The 17,917-nt window shown below is 36.9% G+C and carries 16 protein-coding genes; 3 read left to right on the forward strand and 13 right to left on the reverse strand.

Annotated features, from left to right (window positions below; all coding sequences use genetic code 11):
- Positions 1–45: 45 nt before the first annotated feature.
- From ACZ41W_RS04995 to ACZ41W_RS05055, 13 genes are all read right to left on the reverse strand, one after another.
- The gene (locus ACZ41W_RS04995; protein ID WP_464313787.1) at positions 46–759 is read right to left on the reverse strand and encodes a LytR/AlgR family response regulator transcription factor; all 714 of its coding nucleotides are present in this window, start codon (positions 757–759) and stop codon (positions 46–48) included.
- A 156-nt stretch (positions 760–915) separates the two neighbouring features.
- Positions 916–3,846 (reverse strand): glycoside hydrolase family 3 N-terminal domain-containing protein, encoded by a 2,931-nt coding sequence (locus ACZ41W_RS05000; protein WP_464313788.1) that lies wholly within the window; start codon positions 3,844–3,846, stop codon positions 916–918.
- Positions 3,847–3,848: 2 nt separating this feature from the next.
- Positions 3,849–4,373 (reverse strand): hypothetical protein, encoded by a 525-nt coding sequence (locus ACZ41W_RS05005; RefSeq protein ID WP_464313789.1) that lies wholly within the window; start codon positions 4,371–4,373, stop codon positions 3,849–3,851.
- Entirely contained in the window at positions 4,370–6,769 is a 2,400-nt protein-coding gene (locus tag ACZ41W_RS05010) for a beta-glucosidase (protein WP_464313790.1), read from the reverse strand. Before ACZ41W_RS05010 ends, ACZ41W_RS05005 begins: the two co-directional genes overlap by 4 nt.
- A gap of 14 nt (positions 6,770–6,783) precedes the next feature.
- Positions 6,784–7,800: a glycosyltransferase family 2 protein gene (locus tag ACZ41W_RS05015; protein WP_464313791.1), complete on the reverse strand. Its 1,017-nt coding sequence runs from the start codon at positions 7,798–7,800 to the stop codon at positions 6,784–6,786.
- Between the two features lie 170 nt (positions 7,801–7,970).
- Positions 7,971–9,098: a UDP-galactopyranose mutase gene (gene glf / locus ACZ41W_RS05020; protein ID WP_464314272.1), complete on the reverse strand. Its 1,128-nt coding sequence runs from the start codon at positions 9,096–9,098 to the stop codon at positions 7,971–7,973.
- Positions 9,099–9,139: 41 nt separating this feature from the next.
- Positions 9,140–9,481 (reverse strand): ATP-binding protein, encoded by a 342-nt coding sequence (locus ACZ41W_RS05025; protein WP_464314273.1) that lies wholly within the window; start codon positions 9,479–9,481, stop codon positions 9,140–9,142.
- 3 nt (positions 9,482–9,484) lie between these two features.
- Positions 9,485–10,489: a hypothetical protein gene (locus tag ACZ41W_RS05030; protein ID WP_464313792.1), complete on the reverse strand. Its 1,005-nt coding sequence runs from the start codon at positions 10,487–10,489 to the stop codon at positions 9,485–9,487.
- Positions 10,489–11,196 (reverse strand): LytR/AlgR family response regulator transcription factor, encoded by a 708-nt coding sequence (locus ACZ41W_RS05035; RefSeq protein ID WP_464313793.1) that lies wholly within the window; start codon positions 11,194–11,196, stop codon positions 10,489–10,491. Before ACZ41W_RS05035 ends, ACZ41W_RS05030 begins: the two co-directional genes overlap by 1 nt.
- Before the next feature lie 284 nt (positions 11,197–11,480).
- Complete coding sequence (locus tag ACZ41W_RS05040; protein WP_464313794.1) at positions 11,481–13,988, reverse strand: glycoside hydrolase family 3 protein; 2,508 nt, start codon at positions 13,986–13,988, stop codon at positions 11,481–11,483.
- Positions 13,989–14,123: 135 nt separating this feature from the next.
- Positions 14,124–14,471, reverse strand: a complete 348-nt coding sequence (locus ACZ41W_RS05045; protein WP_464313795.1) for a DUF2200 domain-containing protein — start codon at positions 14,469–14,471, stop codon at positions 14,124–14,126.
- Between the two features lie 11 nt (positions 14,472–14,482).
- On the reverse strand, positions 14,483–15,262 hold the full coding sequence (locus ACZ41W_RS05050) for a permease (protein ID WP_464313796.1): 780 nt from the start codon (positions 15,260–15,262) through the stop codon (positions 14,483–14,485).
- Positions 15,259–15,741 carry a permease gene (locus ACZ41W_RS05055; protein WP_464313797.1) on the reverse strand — a complete coding sequence of 161 codons (483 nt, stop codon included), beginning with the start codon at positions 15,739–15,741 and terminating at the stop codon, positions 15,259–15,261. Before ACZ41W_RS05055 ends, ACZ41W_RS05050 begins: the two co-directional genes overlap by 4 nt.
- Positions 15,742–15,901: 160 nt before the next feature.
- Here ACZ41W_RS05055 and ACZ41W_RS05060 point away from each other — a divergent pair, with 160 nt between their 5' ends.
- From ACZ41W_RS05060 to ACZ41W_RS05070, 3 genes are all read left to right on the forward strand, one after another.
- Positions 15,902–16,555 (forward strand): Crp/Fnr family transcriptional regulator, encoded by a 654-nt coding sequence (locus ACZ41W_RS05060; protein WP_464313798.1) that lies wholly within the window; start codon positions 15,902–15,904, stop codon positions 16,553–16,555.
- 210 nt (positions 16,556–16,765) lie between these two features.
- Complete coding sequence (locus ACZ41W_RS05065) at positions 16,766–17,200, forward strand: MarR family transcriptional regulator (RefSeq protein ID WP_464313799.1); 435 nt, start codon at positions 16,766–16,768, stop codon at positions 17,198–17,200.
- A 70-nt stretch (positions 17,201–17,270) separates the two neighbouring features.
- The gene (locus ACZ41W_RS05070; protein WP_464313800.1) at positions 17,271–17,903 is read left to right on the forward strand and encodes a DsbA family oxidoreductase; all 633 of its coding nucleotides are present in this window, start codon (positions 17,271–17,273) and stop codon (positions 17,901–17,903) included.
- Positions 17,904–17,917: the final 14 nt, after the last annotated feature.

The following is a 17,917-nucleotide window of genomic DNA, read 5'->3' on the forward strand; positions in this document are numbered from 1 at the left end:
TATACGTTTTACCGGTTACTTATTTCTACCCATTTGATATGCACATTACCAACTCATATTATTATAATAATCGACAAATGCCGCCTGAACTTCTTTCCTTTTTGACCGACTCACATTGAGCTCATATCGGTCAAATAGAACAACGGTATCATTTCGTAGCCTTGTGACGTACTGTAGATGAATGAGATTGCTCTTATTACATTTAATAAAATGATGCGCGCTGAGTTTCGCTTCTATTTCTTTTAAAATTCCCAGCATTTTGTACTCACCGTTTTTCGTAAAAAAGTGAATCCAGTGATCGCGAACTTCAATATAAATAATGTCTTGTGCCTTGATATGCCTACTACCGTCTTTTGTTGGAACTAGAATGCTGACATCTGTCTTTTTAACAATGCTCTCTGAGGCAGCTTGAAACTTAATAGCAAACTGTGTGTATTCGATGGGTTTCATCATATAATCAAATGCATTTACTTCATAGCCATTGATGGCGTATTTTGCTGTATTGGTAATAAATACAATGACTGCATATGGATCTAACTGGCGAATGGCCTTAGCAAGTTCCATACCGTTTAGATGAGGCATCTCAATATCGAGAAGTAAAATATCATAAACGGGTTTATACTCCGACATCAGTTCAAATCCACTTGAAAACTGCGTGATGTGAATGTCCGCATTTTTCTCATTTTTATATCGCAGCAAATGCGAATTAATTTCATTGACGTAAACTGGGTCATCATCAACAATTGCAACTCTAATCATCTAAGCCTCCCTAAACGCTTTTCTGATTCGCATTTCAACATTCATTCACTTCTTTCATTCACTTCTATTTTAGCATAAAAAAAGGGTTCTCTCGAACCCTTCTTTTAGTGAAGTATCATGAATAAAATGTGTTGGTCTTTTTTCAATCGTTTAAGCTTATGCTTTTAACTCAAGTTGAACATCATTTTTTTTTCTTTTTCTAAGCTTAACCACCACTAAGAGTAATAAGCCCACTGCAATCACAATATCTGCGATAATTTGAACTATTTTCCACATTGGCATTTTAAACGTAATCGTAGAACCTGGAACGATGCCATTCATCGCATTACTGTTTGCAATCGTGTAAAGCAATCTATGAGCAGATTTTCTTAAGTCGGATACCGCTGTTGCACTCTCAGTATCTTCAAGTGATTTCATAGAAGAGAATGTGATAAAATAGTCTGTACCAGCTGCAATACCTTGATTTGCATACATATGCTCATAAAGGTTAAAGTCTGAAATAACTGTTCCTTCAAATCCCCACTCTGTTCTTAAAACATTTTCAAGTAATGCTTCATTTCCACCTGCCCACTTACTTCCAACTCTATTAAATGAGCTCATAAGTGCAGTTGCAGCTTTCATCTCTTTTTCTACCATTGTGCCTTTTTCATCACCGATATACTTTATCGTCATCGTAGCATTTTTAACTGCTTTTTCAAACCCTTTAAGGTAAATTTCACGCATCGCTTGCTCATTTGCAAATGTTGCGACACCGTTGTTTACACGATTAGTTTCTTGATCGTTGAGAGCAAAGTGCTTAATAAACGTATAAACACCTTTTTCTGCTGCTCCTTCGATTACAGCTTCAGTGATTTTCGCACTCACCACTGGATCTTCAGAATAGTACTCAAAATTTCTACCTGCAAATTGTGATCTGTGTACATTAAGTGCTGGCGCATACCAACCATTGACACCTTTATCAAGTGCTTCATTTCCTACCATGCGACCCATTTGTGTTGCGAGTTCTGTATTATAAGTTGATGCAATGACAACTTCAGATGGATATGCCGTTCCTTTAATCTCAGTTCCCATAAATGAACTTAAACCTGCTGGACCATCAATATCAATCGTTACTGGTTTTGCAACAGAAGGCATCGCAAAAGTTGTATAAGCACCGTTCATGATCACGTCGACGATTTCTTCTGTTTTAACTTGATCCAATAACGCTTCCCAAGATGGATCATTATAATCTTTACCTCTTAAATCGATCAGCGATAAACCATTATCGACACCTGTTTTTGGCATTTCAGCCTCTGGATCTTCATGATCCTTCGCAACGTATGCACCAAAATCAGCAATGATTGCATCTGAAGCTACTTTATCAGCAGCTTTTGGAGATGTTGGGAATGTTCCTGCGAAATCCGCACGTGATAAATTAAGTGCATATCCCTCTTTTGGAACATCTGTAAATACAGCAGATACATCATCAAATTGATTGGTTACTTCATCTTTATCTGACGCTCTATGGTTATTTCCATCGTATACAATATTTTTATTCACTTCATAAACGATTGGTTCAATGCCCTCTTTGAGGTTATGTGAATCTGTTTGAATTCGAATTTCATATTTTCCCTCTTCAAGAACATATGCCTTTTCAGTTTTATAATCATAAGATGCCATATCTTCAACTGCAAAAGACAACGTAACAACTTGTGATTCGCCTGGATTTAGTAAGTCTGTTTTTGCAAAATCACCTAAGACAACTTCTGATTTTTCAATGCCACCTTTTGTATAAGGAGCTGAGAAATATACTTGAACCACTTCTTTACCAGCGTACTCTCCTGTATTAGTGACTTCAACATCTACAGTGATGGCTTCATCATTTTTTCCAAGCTTTTGATCAACGACTTTCCAGTCAAAAGTCGTATAGCTTAAGCCGTAACCAAATGGGTATACAACCGCTTCATCATAATTAATAAAGCCTTCTTTTGCAGCCGTTTCATAATATCTATATCCAACGTAGATGCCTTCTTCGTATTGAACAAATGTGGCATCACCTGTTGCATTTTTCTTGCTGATATTTGAATATTGATAATGACCAAAGTTTGCAAACGTTGGATCTTTTGTTAAATCAGCTGGATAAATATCTGCAGTATGACCAGAAGGTGTAACACTTCCGTTTAAAATTCTACCAACTGAATTGAATCCAGTTTTTCCTGGGAAACCAATCCATAAAATCGCATCGATTGCTTCGTCTGATTCAAGCGTTCCAAGTTCCATAGCAGCACTTGAGTTGACAAGTACGATGACGTTCTCAAAGTTCGCTTTTGCAAGTGCGATCATTTCTTTTTCATCTTGATTGAGTTCTAATTGATGTTGACCCTCAACATAATTGTTATCCCAATCCTTCATATTCATAGTAAGGTCGCCACCTTCACCAGCTGGTCTGCTAATAGTGATAATTGCAGCATCGCCATACGTTTTAAAGCTAGAAATTGCCTCTTGTGTATATCCAGAAACAGGCATTTCTCCAATATAATAGGTTGAAGCAGCTGGATCGTCCATCACAATATTGGATTTTGGATGATCATAAACTTTTACAGCACCAAAAGCGCCTTTATCCATTTTAAATGAAGAGAACTTCGTCAATACATCCACTACGGTTTTATTGACTTCAAAACCAGCATTGGTTAATCCTAAGTTTAAATCCACTAATCCTTCTGTTGAAGATGCACCTGAGCCAGATCCACCATAAACAGCGTCTACACTTCCACGACCAAGTAAAGTGACTTTTTTAGCTGATTTAAGTGGCAACACGCCGTTGTTTTTCATCAAGACAAACCCTTCATCGGCAATATTTTGTACCAATTCAGCAGCTGCAGTTTCTAGAGATTTTGAATCTGTATAATCACTTGAATAATAGTTGCTATCCCAGTTTTCAGAACCTTCAGCTTTAGTAATAATCATTTCGCCATTGCCAAGATATAAATTGACATGGCTTTCGAAAATACCAAGTGCCACATTTACAACGAGTACTACGACAACAAATAATGCCAATGCCACTCTACCTGCTACTTTTTTACCTTTTCGCTTTGCTTTCTTTTCCACGACTACCCCTCCATTGTTTGATCATTTTGTACTGGAATGCGTTTCATTACGACAAACTTTAAGACTGGATAAATGATCACCACTTGAACGAGAATATTGATGACGTTCGTGAGATTCATTCCCCAAAATTTTCCAACAATGGCTGTCAAATCATCGAGTATCAGTGTTGGAATATACATACAAATTACATAAACAATAATCACTGTCACAAGGTAAATTGGAACGGCACTCCCCAACTTATTATTTGAGTTAAAAACTAAGTTACGTTGTACAATAAAATTCACTGCCTGTGCACAGAAAAAGCTCACTAAAAATGCCAAGAATCCACCTAATCCTCCATTTTCAACATTGTAGTCAAAAATCCAAAAGGCAAAAGGCACGTCTAATAATGCTTTAAAGAATACGGTATTTCCCAAATTTAATACGACAAAATTGGTAATGGTTGCAATATTGCTCAGCAGATTAAAGAGGATAAACTCATATATTTCTGCGTGTTTAGCTTTGAAACTCTTAATTGCTTGAATCATGATTTTAATCCCCTCTTCCGATATTTAAAAAACGATTGAATCAAACCGCCTACGCCTTTAAAGAAATGTCCATTGACAATCACGAGTAATTTTTCTGTCATTTCAATGGAAAATGCACCATTGGACATTTTTGCAATCGCTCTGAAAGGCATATTTGTTAAAAAGAAAAGATTTAAATCCGGTTTTCCTTTTTTAACCGATCGATTTCTTAGATGAATGAGACCTTTGATTGCAAAACGCGCTAAAGCACTTTTCGCATGAACCATTTGAGCTAAAGAATCGTTCAAACCGAGAAGGATCTGTTTCTCCCAGTTTGGATTTGGTAAAGCTTTTCCGTATAGACGTTCAAATTCTTTAGCGGATAAGTCTTTAACCTCACCACGATAGTATTTTTCGAGCTGAACTGAATCATCTCCGATAGGTTCGACGCCTTCAATCTCAATCTGACCACAAACGTGGATGTCTCTTGAAGAACTCCCCACATAACAAGTATAAGATCCTTTTTCTGTGACAAATCGATTAAAATGCGTATCAAAATAACGGAAAGAATAGTCATCAAACGGAATTTCCACACATACGGTTTCACCCGGTTGAATCTCGACTTTTTTAAAGCCTTTAAGTTCTTTAATTGGTCTATAGATACGATTTTGTTCCTTGCCTATATAAAGCTGTACAATTTCACTGCCTACTCGACTTCCCGTATTTTTAACCTGAATAGAAACGCCCTCATCAGTAATGGTTAAACCAGAGTACTCAAACGTTGTATAGGATAATCCAAATCCAAAAGGAAATAAAACTTCCGAATTTGCTTTATCATAATAGCGATAACCGACATATAATCCTTCGCGATACTCGCTGGTTTTTTCTTTACCCGGATAATAATTTTGATTGGGAACATCTGATAATTTTACAGGATACGTTTCACTTAATTTACCACTTGGATTTACTTTTCCACTTAAAAGATTGAACAGTGCAGTTGCACCCGCTTGACCGGCTAAGTATCCATGTAAAATCGCATCACACTCATCTCGCCATGGCATCTCAATTACTGAACCACAGCTCACCACCGCAACTAAATTTGCTTTCACTTGAGATAATGCATGAATGAGATCGATTTGATTTTGTAAAATAGACAAATGGCTTCGATCATGCCCTTCAACTTCATCTACTTCATTCAGTCCAATATAAAGAAGTACGACGTCAGCATTTTCAGCTAACCGAATAGCTTCATCTAACTTGGTTTGACAAGGTGCACCATTTCGATCAAAGCCTTCTGCAAAGCCAATAATATTCAGTCCCGAATCGGCGATTTTTTCAACAGTACTTTCAAGTTTATAGGGATTAACCATGCTTGAACCTGCACCTTGATATCTCGGTAACTTGGCAAAGTCACCTATAATAGCCACTCGCTGTTCTGAACCTAAAGGTAACACGCCGTCGTTCTTAAGAAGTACGGCAGATGCTTCCGCAGCACGTTGTGCAATTTGATGGTGACTTTCAAAATCTACTGCTTCTTTATGTTTGATTTCTGTTGAATACAAGATATTTAAAAATTCATCTACACGTTCATCTAAGATGCTTTCTTCAAGCTTTCCCGTGCGAACCGCTTCAGTGATTTGCCAAATACTGTCATACCCTGTCGATGGCATTTCCACATGTGCGCCCGCAATGACACTTGAAACCGCATCGTTACTTCCACCCCAGTCCGATACCACAAATCCGTCAAAATTCCAACGATTGACTAAAACCTCTCTCAGAAGATAGTTGTTTTCATGTGCATAGACGCCATTTATTTTATTATATGAGGACATGACCACTTTGGGTTTTCCCTCTTTAGTTGCAATTTCAAATCCTGTCAGGTATATTTCATGAAGCGTTCTCAGATCGACAATAGAATCACTTGTCATTCTCAAGTACTCTTGATTATTTGCAGCAAAGTGTTTTAAACATGCGCCTACGCCTTGAGATTGTACACCGTTGACAAAGGCTGCTGCTAATTTACCAGATAAATAAGGGTCTTCGCTAAAATATTCGAAATTTCGACCACAGAGTGGACTTCTTTTGATATTTAAACCCGGTCCTAACACGACGTTGACGTCTTGATACACCGCTTCTTTCCCAATTGTTTCACCCACGAGGTGACAAATATTGCGATCCCAACTATTTGCAAGCGTGGCAGACGTTGGGAAGCACGTTGCTTCAACACCTTTCACAAGACCTAAATGATCGCCCTCACTTGCTTGTTTTCTCAATCCGTGTGGACCATCTGCAAATGCCATCTGAGGAACATTTAACCACTTAATCCCTCTCGTTCGCCAAAAGTCTGCTCCCGACAGAAGTGACGCTTTTTCTTCTAAAGTCATTTGCGCTATCAATGATGAATATTTTGAAGGCATCACCATCCCCCTTTCTAGTTAAATCCTACTCTCGCTCTCGCTTTTTCATAGATAAAAAGCGAAATCTTTCTTCCTAAATGCCCTGGAAGCGTAATGACGCCGCCAATTAGAGTCGTTCTCATTTTTAAATACATGCTATAATCAAAATTTCGAATGGCTTGCCACAATTCCTTTTTCTTCGCCAAAGCCTCTTTCGTACCAATTCTCATCAGTAAGATAGACGAAACTGTCGTTACAATGGTCAAATAATGCATCATATATTTTTTCTTTTTGGATTCCTCTACAGCTTCCAAATTTGTGCATTCAAGCATCATTCGATTGACAAAAAGTTGCTGATCAATTCGCTTGATCATGTTCTTTTCATTTACCGACTGATCATCTCTTCCAATAAAATAATGATACACACAGAGATTCATGTAATAGAGTGTCTTTACATAAGGAATCGGCTGATAGACAAATAAGTTATCCACGTAGAAAGTGTGCTCTGGTAACTTTAATTGAGATGCTAAAAGCACGTCTTTTTTATAAATAACGGAATGCATTAAAATGTATTTGCCCGGTTTAAAATGACCAACTTCATCCCAAGTAATGATTTTTTCTTTTGGAATAATCCCTTTATAATGCATAATGGTCTTATTGGTTTCGCCCACTTTGTCATACATAAAATCTGCAAGAAACATATCGACTTCATTTCCAGTGCGAATCATCTCTTTCAATTTGTTGACAACTGCTTTTAAAGCGTGAGAATTCACCCAATCATCACTGTCAACAACTTTAATATATTTACCTGTAGCAGCTTGAATGCCTGTGTTAACCGCGCCGCCATGACCTAAGTTGACTTGGTGAAGTGCGCGAACACGACCAGGATATTCTGTTTCAAAACGATCCGCCAAACTGCCTGTTTTGTCTATTGAGCCATCATTGACGATGAGAATTTCAATGCCATCACCGCTATCCAAAATCGTATTCACGCAATGCTCTAAATAGTTTTCAGAATTATAACTTGGCACAATAACAGATAAAATATTCATACTTGCTCTCCTTTCTACGGGTTCTCAGTTTTCTCATCATAACACAAATTATTTTGAATAACTGTGCACTGCGTGAACAGTCAATTTTCATTCACAATTTGCAATTAATCCATAAAGAAACCAATTCTTTCACAACCCGAACTCATAATAAAAAGATAGGGCAATTGCCTCTATCTCTCGTTTTTAACACTTTCTAATGCACTTTCAATGACTTGATCCATATTGTAGTACTTGTAATCTGCTAATCTTCCACCAAATATAACATGTGGCTCAGCTTCGCTTAGATCTTTATAACGCTCATAGATGGCTTGATTGCGTGCGTCATTAATGGGATAATACGGCTCTTTGTCTAATTGCCATTCTTCACTGTATTCTCGACTGATAATCGTATGTGGCTGATTGCCGTACTCAAAATGCTTATGCTCAATAATTCGTGTAAAAGGTGTCTCATTGTCAGTATAATTGACTACCGCATTTCCCTGATAATTGGGTATATCTAACTCTTGTGTCTCAAAACGCACACTTCGATATTCAAGCGCGCCAAAACAATACTGATAAAAAGCATCAATCGGACCTGTATAAACAACCTTTTTCGCAATACGATTCCATTTTTCTGGGTCGCTCAGATAATCTGTATTTAACATGATCTGAGAACCTTCTAACATTTTTTCGATAATCGCAGTATAACCACCTATTGGGATACCTTGATATCTATCATTAAAATAATTATTATCATACGTATATCTGACCGGAATGCGTTTGATGATAAAGGATGGAAGTTCCGTACAAGATCTCCCCCATTGTTTTTCTGTATATCCTTTGATGAGCTTCTCGTAAACATCGCGACCGACCAATCGAATCGCCTGCTCTTCTAGATTCTGTGGCTCGCCTTGAATTTCTGCGCATTGTTCCCGAATAATGGCTTCAACTTCACTTGGTTGACTTTTCCCCCACATTTGATAAAACGTGTTCATATTGAAAGGCAAATTGTATAGTTTTCCCTTATAATTTGCCATAGGACTGTTGATGTATTGATTCAACTCAGCAAATTGATTGAGGTATTGCCATGTTTCTTTTTGATTCGTATGAAAAATATGTGCACCATATACATGAACGTGTATATCGGATTGAACTTTTGTATAGACATTTCCACCAATGTGATTTCTTTTCTCAATAACGAGGCATCTCTTCCCTTTTTTTGTCATTTCATGGGCGAAAACGGATCCATAAAGCCCGGCACCTACGATTAAGTAGTCATATAAGACTTCGGTATTCCCAAATTTCTTCGCATCATTCATTTCCGTTGTCTCAAACGTTTTCTTCGTTTCCATCGTTCTCATCACTTATTTTCCTCATCTTTGATCTTACTTGATTTGTCACTGGGAATTGGAATGAGGATCTTCATAACAAACCAATTGTTTTCAGTGGCAATCGTTAAATTTCCATTATACGCATCTATAATTTTCTTGATACTTTTTATGCCATAGCCGTGATATAAACTGTCTGTTTTCGTCGTCAGAGGGAGTCCATCCTGAAACACTAAAGTATCTTCAAAATAGTTTTCAAAACGCATCATTAAGAATCCATTTTTAGAAAAAACAGCCACACGAATAATGCGTTTTTCCTTATCTTCAATTTTACTTACACTTTCGATGCTATTGTCGATGGCATTGCCAAAGATTGATCAAATGTCCATTACATACATGAAATTTAGTAAATTTCCATTTACGACGCAACTTAATGTAATATCATTATCGTGGCAAAAGATACTTTTTCCCGTTAAAATCGTGTCTACAACTGTATTTCCCGTCTCATATCTCGACTCATAGACACTGATGGTGTGACTGATCTCATCTAAATAAGCGTCTTTTTTAACTGGATCTGTTTCACTTTTGATCAACGCGATTTGATGCTTAAAGTCGTGATATTTTCGGTTAATCAGATCAATATTTTCTTTAGACGCTTGGTATTGATCGTATTGCTTGTGTAGAATCTCGTTAATGGCATTGAGTTCATGATTTAAATACATTTCTCTTCTCTGCTCATTTGACGCAAAGAGAATGAGCAATCCGCAAAAATCCACAAGCGTTCGAATATACAATAGATTCGCTCGAACGGTACTTTGAGTAAACGGATTTTCAACGACAAAGTTCATGTTGTTAATAAGAAATGTCGTCAAACCAATGAGCATGGCATTCATCAGTTCTCTAAACGTTACGCCGAGTCCTCGATCTCTAAATACTTTGCGCGCATCAATCCAAAATGCCAATGTAAAAATGACAGCATAAACCGGTAGCATAATTAAGACAGACAGCACCCATTGATGTGGAACGCCGATATAAAGCAAATAATAATAGAGTTGCCATTCAGCAGCCGCTGCAAATTCAGCGAGAATAAATGCCCTGACAAATAAAAAACCCGCATCATTTGCTGAGATGTCACAAACCGACCATATATATAAAAACATCGCCGTCATGGCTGCCATCATCCCCGGTATCCAAAAGATCAAAGGCAATTCACCGCTAATGAGCTGAATCATCATCAAAATTGCGGCACCGCTTATGAGGTAAAGATAATGTCGAATGCCAGTAAATCTCTTTTTTAATGGCATAATATAGATCAGACATGCGATAATCTCTGCGATCGATGTAAATATTCTTGGAATCTCAAGGTAATGATCTGATAACATTAAAATTCGCCTCCTATGTACTCAGATAATGCATTCATAAATGATTTCTTTTTAGATCGACTCATGACAAGTTTATCGCCGCTGACGACAACGATGTCTCGATCAATATACTCAACATGACTTAAACTGACTAAATATCCGCTATTACATCTTGCGAAATGATAATCTTTCACCAATTTTTCAAGCTTCATCAATGAGTTATAGATGATAAGTTCTTCATGTTCCATGTGAATCGCCACTCGATGTTCAATACTCTCCATATAAGTGATTTTTGAGATATCAAGTCGTATGATTTCACTTCCGATGGTCACTAAGAGAAATGCCTTTCTATTATAAGAAACACGAGTCACAGCTTTATCAAGTTGTTGAGCAAAATCAATATATGAAACAGGTTTCACAACATAACTGAGTGCGTCAACTTTATACCCATTGATGGCATATCCCGCCATATTCGTAACAAAAATAATGTTCACTGTGGTATCTACTTTGCGAACTTCTTCTGCTGCTGTTACGCCATTCATAATAGGCATTTCAATATCCATAAAAATGATATCGTATTGCTTTTTATATGTTTTTAAAAGATCTGCACCATCTGTAAACATTGTGATATGAAACTTTTCATTTTTCGTTTTCTCATACTCACTTAAATACTCTTTGAGTTTGTTACTGATAATGGAATCGTCATCAACAATTGCCACTCTAATCACATTTACCTCCACCTATTGCCAAGCGCGCATCGCGTCGTATTGCATTTGCTTTATTATATCATCCAGCCTAAAAATGCGTAAGCCGAAACCATTTCATGTATAACATGCTAAATACTAAAAATCATGTATAACATGCTAAATACTTAAAAGCATGTATGACATGCTAAAAGTTAAATTTCATGTATAACATGCCCAAAATTTAAAAATTCAAGCAGAAACAATAACGCAGAAAAAGACTGTTACTTCCTTAATTGAAAAGTAACAGTCTCTGGTTTTATTTAATTTTATTTACCTGTATTCGTAGGTGCTGTCAGTGGAGCGACTGAATATTTTTCAGTACGTTCATCTTTAATGACACCTGAATAGTTTAGACCAAATGCAAAATCATATGTGTTGCCTTGGCTATCTACGTAGCATTCCATATCTCTTGGAACGTCTTCGAATTGTTTCTCAACAGTAAGCATATCCTTTGCAAATTGAACTGGTAAAAGACCTGATGGTTCAAATTTACCTGCAGCTACTTCAAATAATGCTTTGTCTTGAACGCCAAATCCGACGATAATTGCATCCACTTCTTTTTCAAATTCCGATACAATCACAGAACCTTTTGCTCTAAGAGCAACTGTTACAGGAGCTGATTCTGGCATATTTTTAACTGCATATAAGATGTTGTCTAAGTTTGCACTATTTACAACTGATGCTTCAGCGCCAAAGTAAGATCTGTTTTCTTTAACCATAACTTTTTGAGCGCCATATGCTGATTCTTGAGATTCTTCTTTCATTGCGCCTGATAAAGATTCTTTTCTTACAAATTCTGAATCGGCAACATATTTTCCATATTGTAATGACAATGGTCGATATGTTTTTGTTTCACCATTAAATCCGTAACCTGTAAACATAGCGCCTTCATTTTCTGGACCGTCGACAACGACTAAAGCAGAATCACATGCTGCGAGTTCAGATGCACTTGCACGAACGATATCATTTACGGATACAGTTGCTTTTCCATCTTCACCAGCAGGGCCTGTTAATTGACTGCTCACTTTATCTGTTACGACATTAAAGTACTCACTTGCTGATACAAGATCCACTGGAAGTACCCAAGATGCTGGAACTGCTGGACCAAAGAATGCTGGTTGAGCAGCTTTGTAGATCATTGGAATATACACAGTTGGTTTTTCAGTACCTGTTTGTGCTTTAATTGTATTGTTTGCATTTTTTAACATAACGATTGATTTAAGTTGTGCTTGGAATCCTTTTTCTTGATTTTCAGGACTTCCAACAACTGTAAGAGCTTCATTGACATCTGTATAAGGATTTTCAAATAAACCAACTTGGAAAATACCTGTTAATAATCGAATTGAAGATTCTTCAAAACGTGCACGCATTGCTTCTTCACCGATATCTGCAACACCAATTGCATATGCTTCAATAATTTCAGCACTGCTATTATGTCCACCAAATTGATCAGCGCCTGCAGTTAAGATTTTATAAACACGTTCTGGTTTTGTTAAATCAAACGCACCCCATGAAGTGTGAATAAACTCTTCATAATCGTTAATAACACCCCAGTCTGTACAGATAACGCCTTCGTATCCATATTGACCACGTAAAATGTCTTTGATTTTGTACGTACTATAAGCACTACCAACTAATTCGCCGTATTCTTCTGTTTCGCTAAAAGCAATTGAGTAAGAAGACATCACTGAACTTGCTTCAGTGGTTTTACCCTCTAATTTTAAACCGCCATCAACAAACGGAATGAAATGTGTTTCAAATTGACCACCTGGGTATACAGTTGCATTTCCCACTTCAGCGTGGCTTTCTCTACCACCTTCAGCAGCGCCATCACCTGGCCAGTGTTTAATCATTGCATTCATACTGTCATTTCCCCAACCGAGGTCAGTTCCATCTGCATCAAATGATGATTGAATGCCATTGACAAATGCAGCAGTCATATCTCTTGCTAAAGCAGGATCTTCACCAAATGTTCCTTGAACACGCACCCATCTAGGCTCTGTTGCAAGATCGATTTGTGGTCCAAGTAATGTTGAAATACCTATTAATCTGTATTCTTTAGAAATCACTTGACCTGATTCTGCTGCAATTGCTGGATCAAATGTCGCAGCGAGCGCTAAATTTGATGGCCAGTATGAAATCCCTGTATTTCTTGGATCCGTACTAGTACTTACTGGAATACCAAATGCTGATTTTTCTGCATATGCTTGTAATGCATTGTTCCATTGTGCTGATACATCATTTGTTGCAGCAGAAGCTGCATTTAACATTGAACGACCACCATTATCTAAGAAACTAATTTGATCTTCTGATAATTCACTACCAATCGCCATGTTGTGTGCGCTGTAGAGCATTAAACCTGCAATATCTTCTTTTGGCAATAATCTTGAAAGATCCATTGCTCTTGCTTTAACTGGTTCACGCCAGTCTTCATATTGATCAAGAAGATTATTTCTGTTTAAATCTTTAAACGCGAAACCGTCTAATTGTACGAGTTTCACACCAGATTCAGGAGAATAACTTAAAGTCGCGCCACCTTCATTCGTTACTACATTGTAACCATATTCAGTTTCTGACTCCGACCATTTAACAGTGCCTGATCCTAATTCCTCAACTGGAAGTGGATCTCTTAAAGCAATAACCACTTCTTTAGCAGCTTCTGTTGTTTTTTCACCTTCAACTGTTTCTTTTTTCTTCGAACAACCTGTCATAAGTGACAAGATCATTACTGCAATTAGAAGTAATGACAGTGATTTTTTGAAATTAAATTTCATAAACTATACCCCCTTGGAATGTCGATAGTCAAATTATATCGTAGGGGTTATGAAATTTTTTGAGCACTGCGTGAACTGTCGCGAATAAACCATAATTTGCATCCTGTTAAATTTTGAATGAACGCGCCATATCTGTTATTTTAATAGCTTTTCAAGCGATTTCCCCTTTGCAAGTTCATCGATCAACTTGTCTAAATAACGGATTTCCTTCATTAGAGGTTCTACAATTTCTTGTATCTTCACGCCACAAATAGATCCTGTTATTTGGTTTCTCATGGGATTCAGTTCAGGTGCTTGATTAAAAAACACCTCGTAACTTACATGATGACTGAGTTGCTCATCAAGTTTTTCTTGTGTATAGCCCGTGAGCCATTTTATAACCGTATCCACCTCTTCTTTTGTCCGTCCTTTCCGCTCTGCTTTTGCAACTAAAAGCGGATATACTTTTGAAAAACTCATTGCATAGACTTTATGATTCTCCATGTGAATCCTCCTCAATCATGATATTCAATCGCACTTACAGGACACGATTTTATCGCATGTTTCAATTTCTCATAATCCATCTCAATTTGATGAATTACAGATGCTTTTTTATTTTCCATATTAAAAACTTCTGAATAGAGTTTGCTACAAATTGAACAGCCCATACACGCATCGCGGTTAATATATAGTCCTTTTTTATTGTCTCGACGTTGCACAACCATGTCATCTTCTTTTATGATTTGAGCCATCACCCATGAAAAAATCAGGATGGCACTTATGGTTAGTAACCATCTTAAAGCCATAAACTTAGTCCCTAAAAATTTCGCTTCATTCAATAGCATCGGAATTTTTACAACTGCCCATGAACTTAAGATGATGACGATATTTCGAATACTAGCGCCTTTATTCAATAACATTCCACATAAAGGAAATGCCGCATAAATTGGACCAGCAGATACACTCCCTAATATAAATGAAAATATGACACCTTTACGCTTTGATTCTTTTCCTAAAACTTTCATGATGGTTTCTTTTGGGATCCAAGTGTCCAAAAGTGCTGTTAATACAAAAATCACAGGCATAATCATGAACATCTCTTTAATATAATACCCACTATTTTTAATCCCATGTAGGCTTATTTTAGGAGCGATGGCCATTAGAAAGACATAAATTAATATCACGATGCAAATAAACATATTGTTTTTGACCCATTTTATCATTGCGTTTGTCTTCGAGTTTGGCGTCGCGTTTGTCTTCGAGCTTGGCGTCGCGTTTGTCTTCGAGTTTGTCATAGAATCACCCCCATCATCAGTGCAATTACAATTGCGAAAATAAAGCTAAGCCCGTTACGCACTATTGTAAATTTAGTCCCAAACTGTTTTTTTTCAAGTGGAAAAGTGACCACACCCACCATCGTTAACGTGGTTAAAAATGCCACAGAAGGCATAATCCCAACTCCTGCGCCTGCAAGTGTCCCAATTAAAGGAAATGCAATAAACGCAGGAATCAAAGTAACAGTCCCAAAGGCTGCTGCTGCAACAGTTGCAACCAAAACATTTTGCTTACCAACTATGTCAGCTATTGTTTCAGGAGGAATGATTGCCAAGATAAGTCCTATCGCGAATATCACCCCAAAAATTGAAAGTGCCATGCCTCTTCCCATACTCAGTGCCTTTTTTAATGCACTTATTGTTTTTTCTTTGTCCTTATAAAAAGAAAATCCAAGTAAAACTGCAGTAGCAATCCATATTGCCAATGTAAAAACGTCCATTTTTCACCTCATCCAATATATTTCATATCATAATCATAAAGAAAAACATCATCACTCAATAGACACCTATGTGACTTTTTGATATAATAATTTTTGCTTCTATGCATGAGGTAAAAGGAAATAAGAAACTCTTAAAAATTGTTAGAATAGAGGAAAATGAATGAAGAGCTCACGTGATATCAATATGAAAACTTTTTTATATCATGATCTTGAATTATTTAAAGATGTCCGTACTGAAGTTTTAAATAAAATATCACCAAAATCATCTCATTACACAAAGGGCATGACTCTCTATAGCAAAGGTTCTAACTGTCAATCTATGGATGTTGTACTATCCGGAACACTTGTCGCCTATTCACTTGCACAAAACGGCTCAGAAAGCTGGATTTTTTCATTTGAAACAGGTAGTATCATAGGCGCGAATCTCCTATTTGGCAATCTTAATCGCTACCCTTTCAATATTTATGCAACTTCAGATTGTAACATTCTCTCCTTTCGACGCGAAGACATCGAATTGCTTTTAACAGATTACCAATTTACGATGCGATTTATAAAAAATCTATCCTTAAATGCTCAAGGAATGAATCAAAAAATCGCCATGTTCACGCATAAGACACTCAGAGACAACTTGATGGATTATTTAACCGTTCTTTCTAGAGAACAAGAAACACGTACTGTCTATTTGCCAATCACGAAGAAAGAACTCGCTGATTATTTTGGCGTTCAACGGCCTTCACTATTTAGAGAACTTAAAAAAATGGAAGATGAGGGCTTCATTCAAGTTGACAATCGCAAGATCACAATTCATTCATAAATTGTTTACTTGTGAAAATTGCATAATAGCCTTTTAGTGCGAAAATCATGTATCATTAAAAGCAAAATGGCTCAATCACGTCATTCTCAAAATTGAAGTTCTCACAAATTAGAATTATGCAATTTTCTAACTTAACATGCGAATAGATCCGTTGACTCTATCGTATAAATCTGATATTATTTGTTCGTACCCGAACGAACGAGGTGAAAGATGAAACAAGGTTGTATTTTAGGAAAATTAAGTGAAATTCATACGTATTTATACAAGTTTATCGTAAGGAAGATCAAAGAAGAAAACATCCCGATTTTGCAAAATCACATGCCCTTATTTTTTATACTCCCTGAAGATGGCAGCGCTATGATTTTCAATGAAATCTCCAACATCTGGGACATCTCAAAGTCTTCTCTTTCTGATATCATCAACAAATATGAAACTCAGGGTTTGATCAAAAAAACCATTTGTGAAGAAGATAAAAGAAGTGTCTATGTGAGTTTAGAGCCACCTGGATTTGTCATCAAGCAAAAGTTGAGTCAAATGGAATCAGAATTTTTGGATGCCATGCTCGATTCTTTTGATTCTGATAAAAAACAATTTTTTCAAGAAACAGTTGATGAAGCGCTTATCAGTATAAAAAAACACCTGTAAAAAGTGTTTTTTTTACCCAGTTCATTCGTTCACGTACGAATTAATTTGCACGAATTTTATAGGAGGCATTATGAAAATTGAAATTTGGTCGGATTTTGTATGTCCGTTTTGTTATATCGGAAAAAAACACCTAGAACTCGCACTTGAGAAATTTGAATCCGATGAACCCATTGAAATCATTTATAAAAGTTTTGAACTCAATCCGCAGGCAAAGAAAAAATATGAAAACAACATACATGAAATCATCGCTGACAAGTACGGATTAACTGTAGCACAAGCAAAATCTTCAAACGATCGAATCGTAGCGCAGGCAAAATCAATTGGTCTAAATTATAATTTCGACGATTTAAAACCAACCAATACATTTGATGCACATCGCCTCTCTCATTTTGCAAAAGCAAATGGAAAAATGGCGGAATTCACAGAACGCGTTCTAAAAGCCTACTTTGTGGATTCACTCGTCATATCCGACCATGTGACCCTAGCAGATTTAGCTGAAGAAGTTGGACTCAGTCGTGAAAAAGCACTGGAAGTATTAGTATCTGACCAGTATTCAGATGAGGTAAGACGCGATGAACAAGACGCTGTAGCAAGACGAATTACGGGAGTTCCATACTTCGTATTTGATGATTCTTATGAAATATCAGGTGCTCAACCTCCAGAAGTATTTACTAAAGTGCTCAACAATAAAACAAAGAAGTAAAGCAAAAAATAAAT

This window comes from Fusibacter fontis (genome assembly GCF_055378735.1).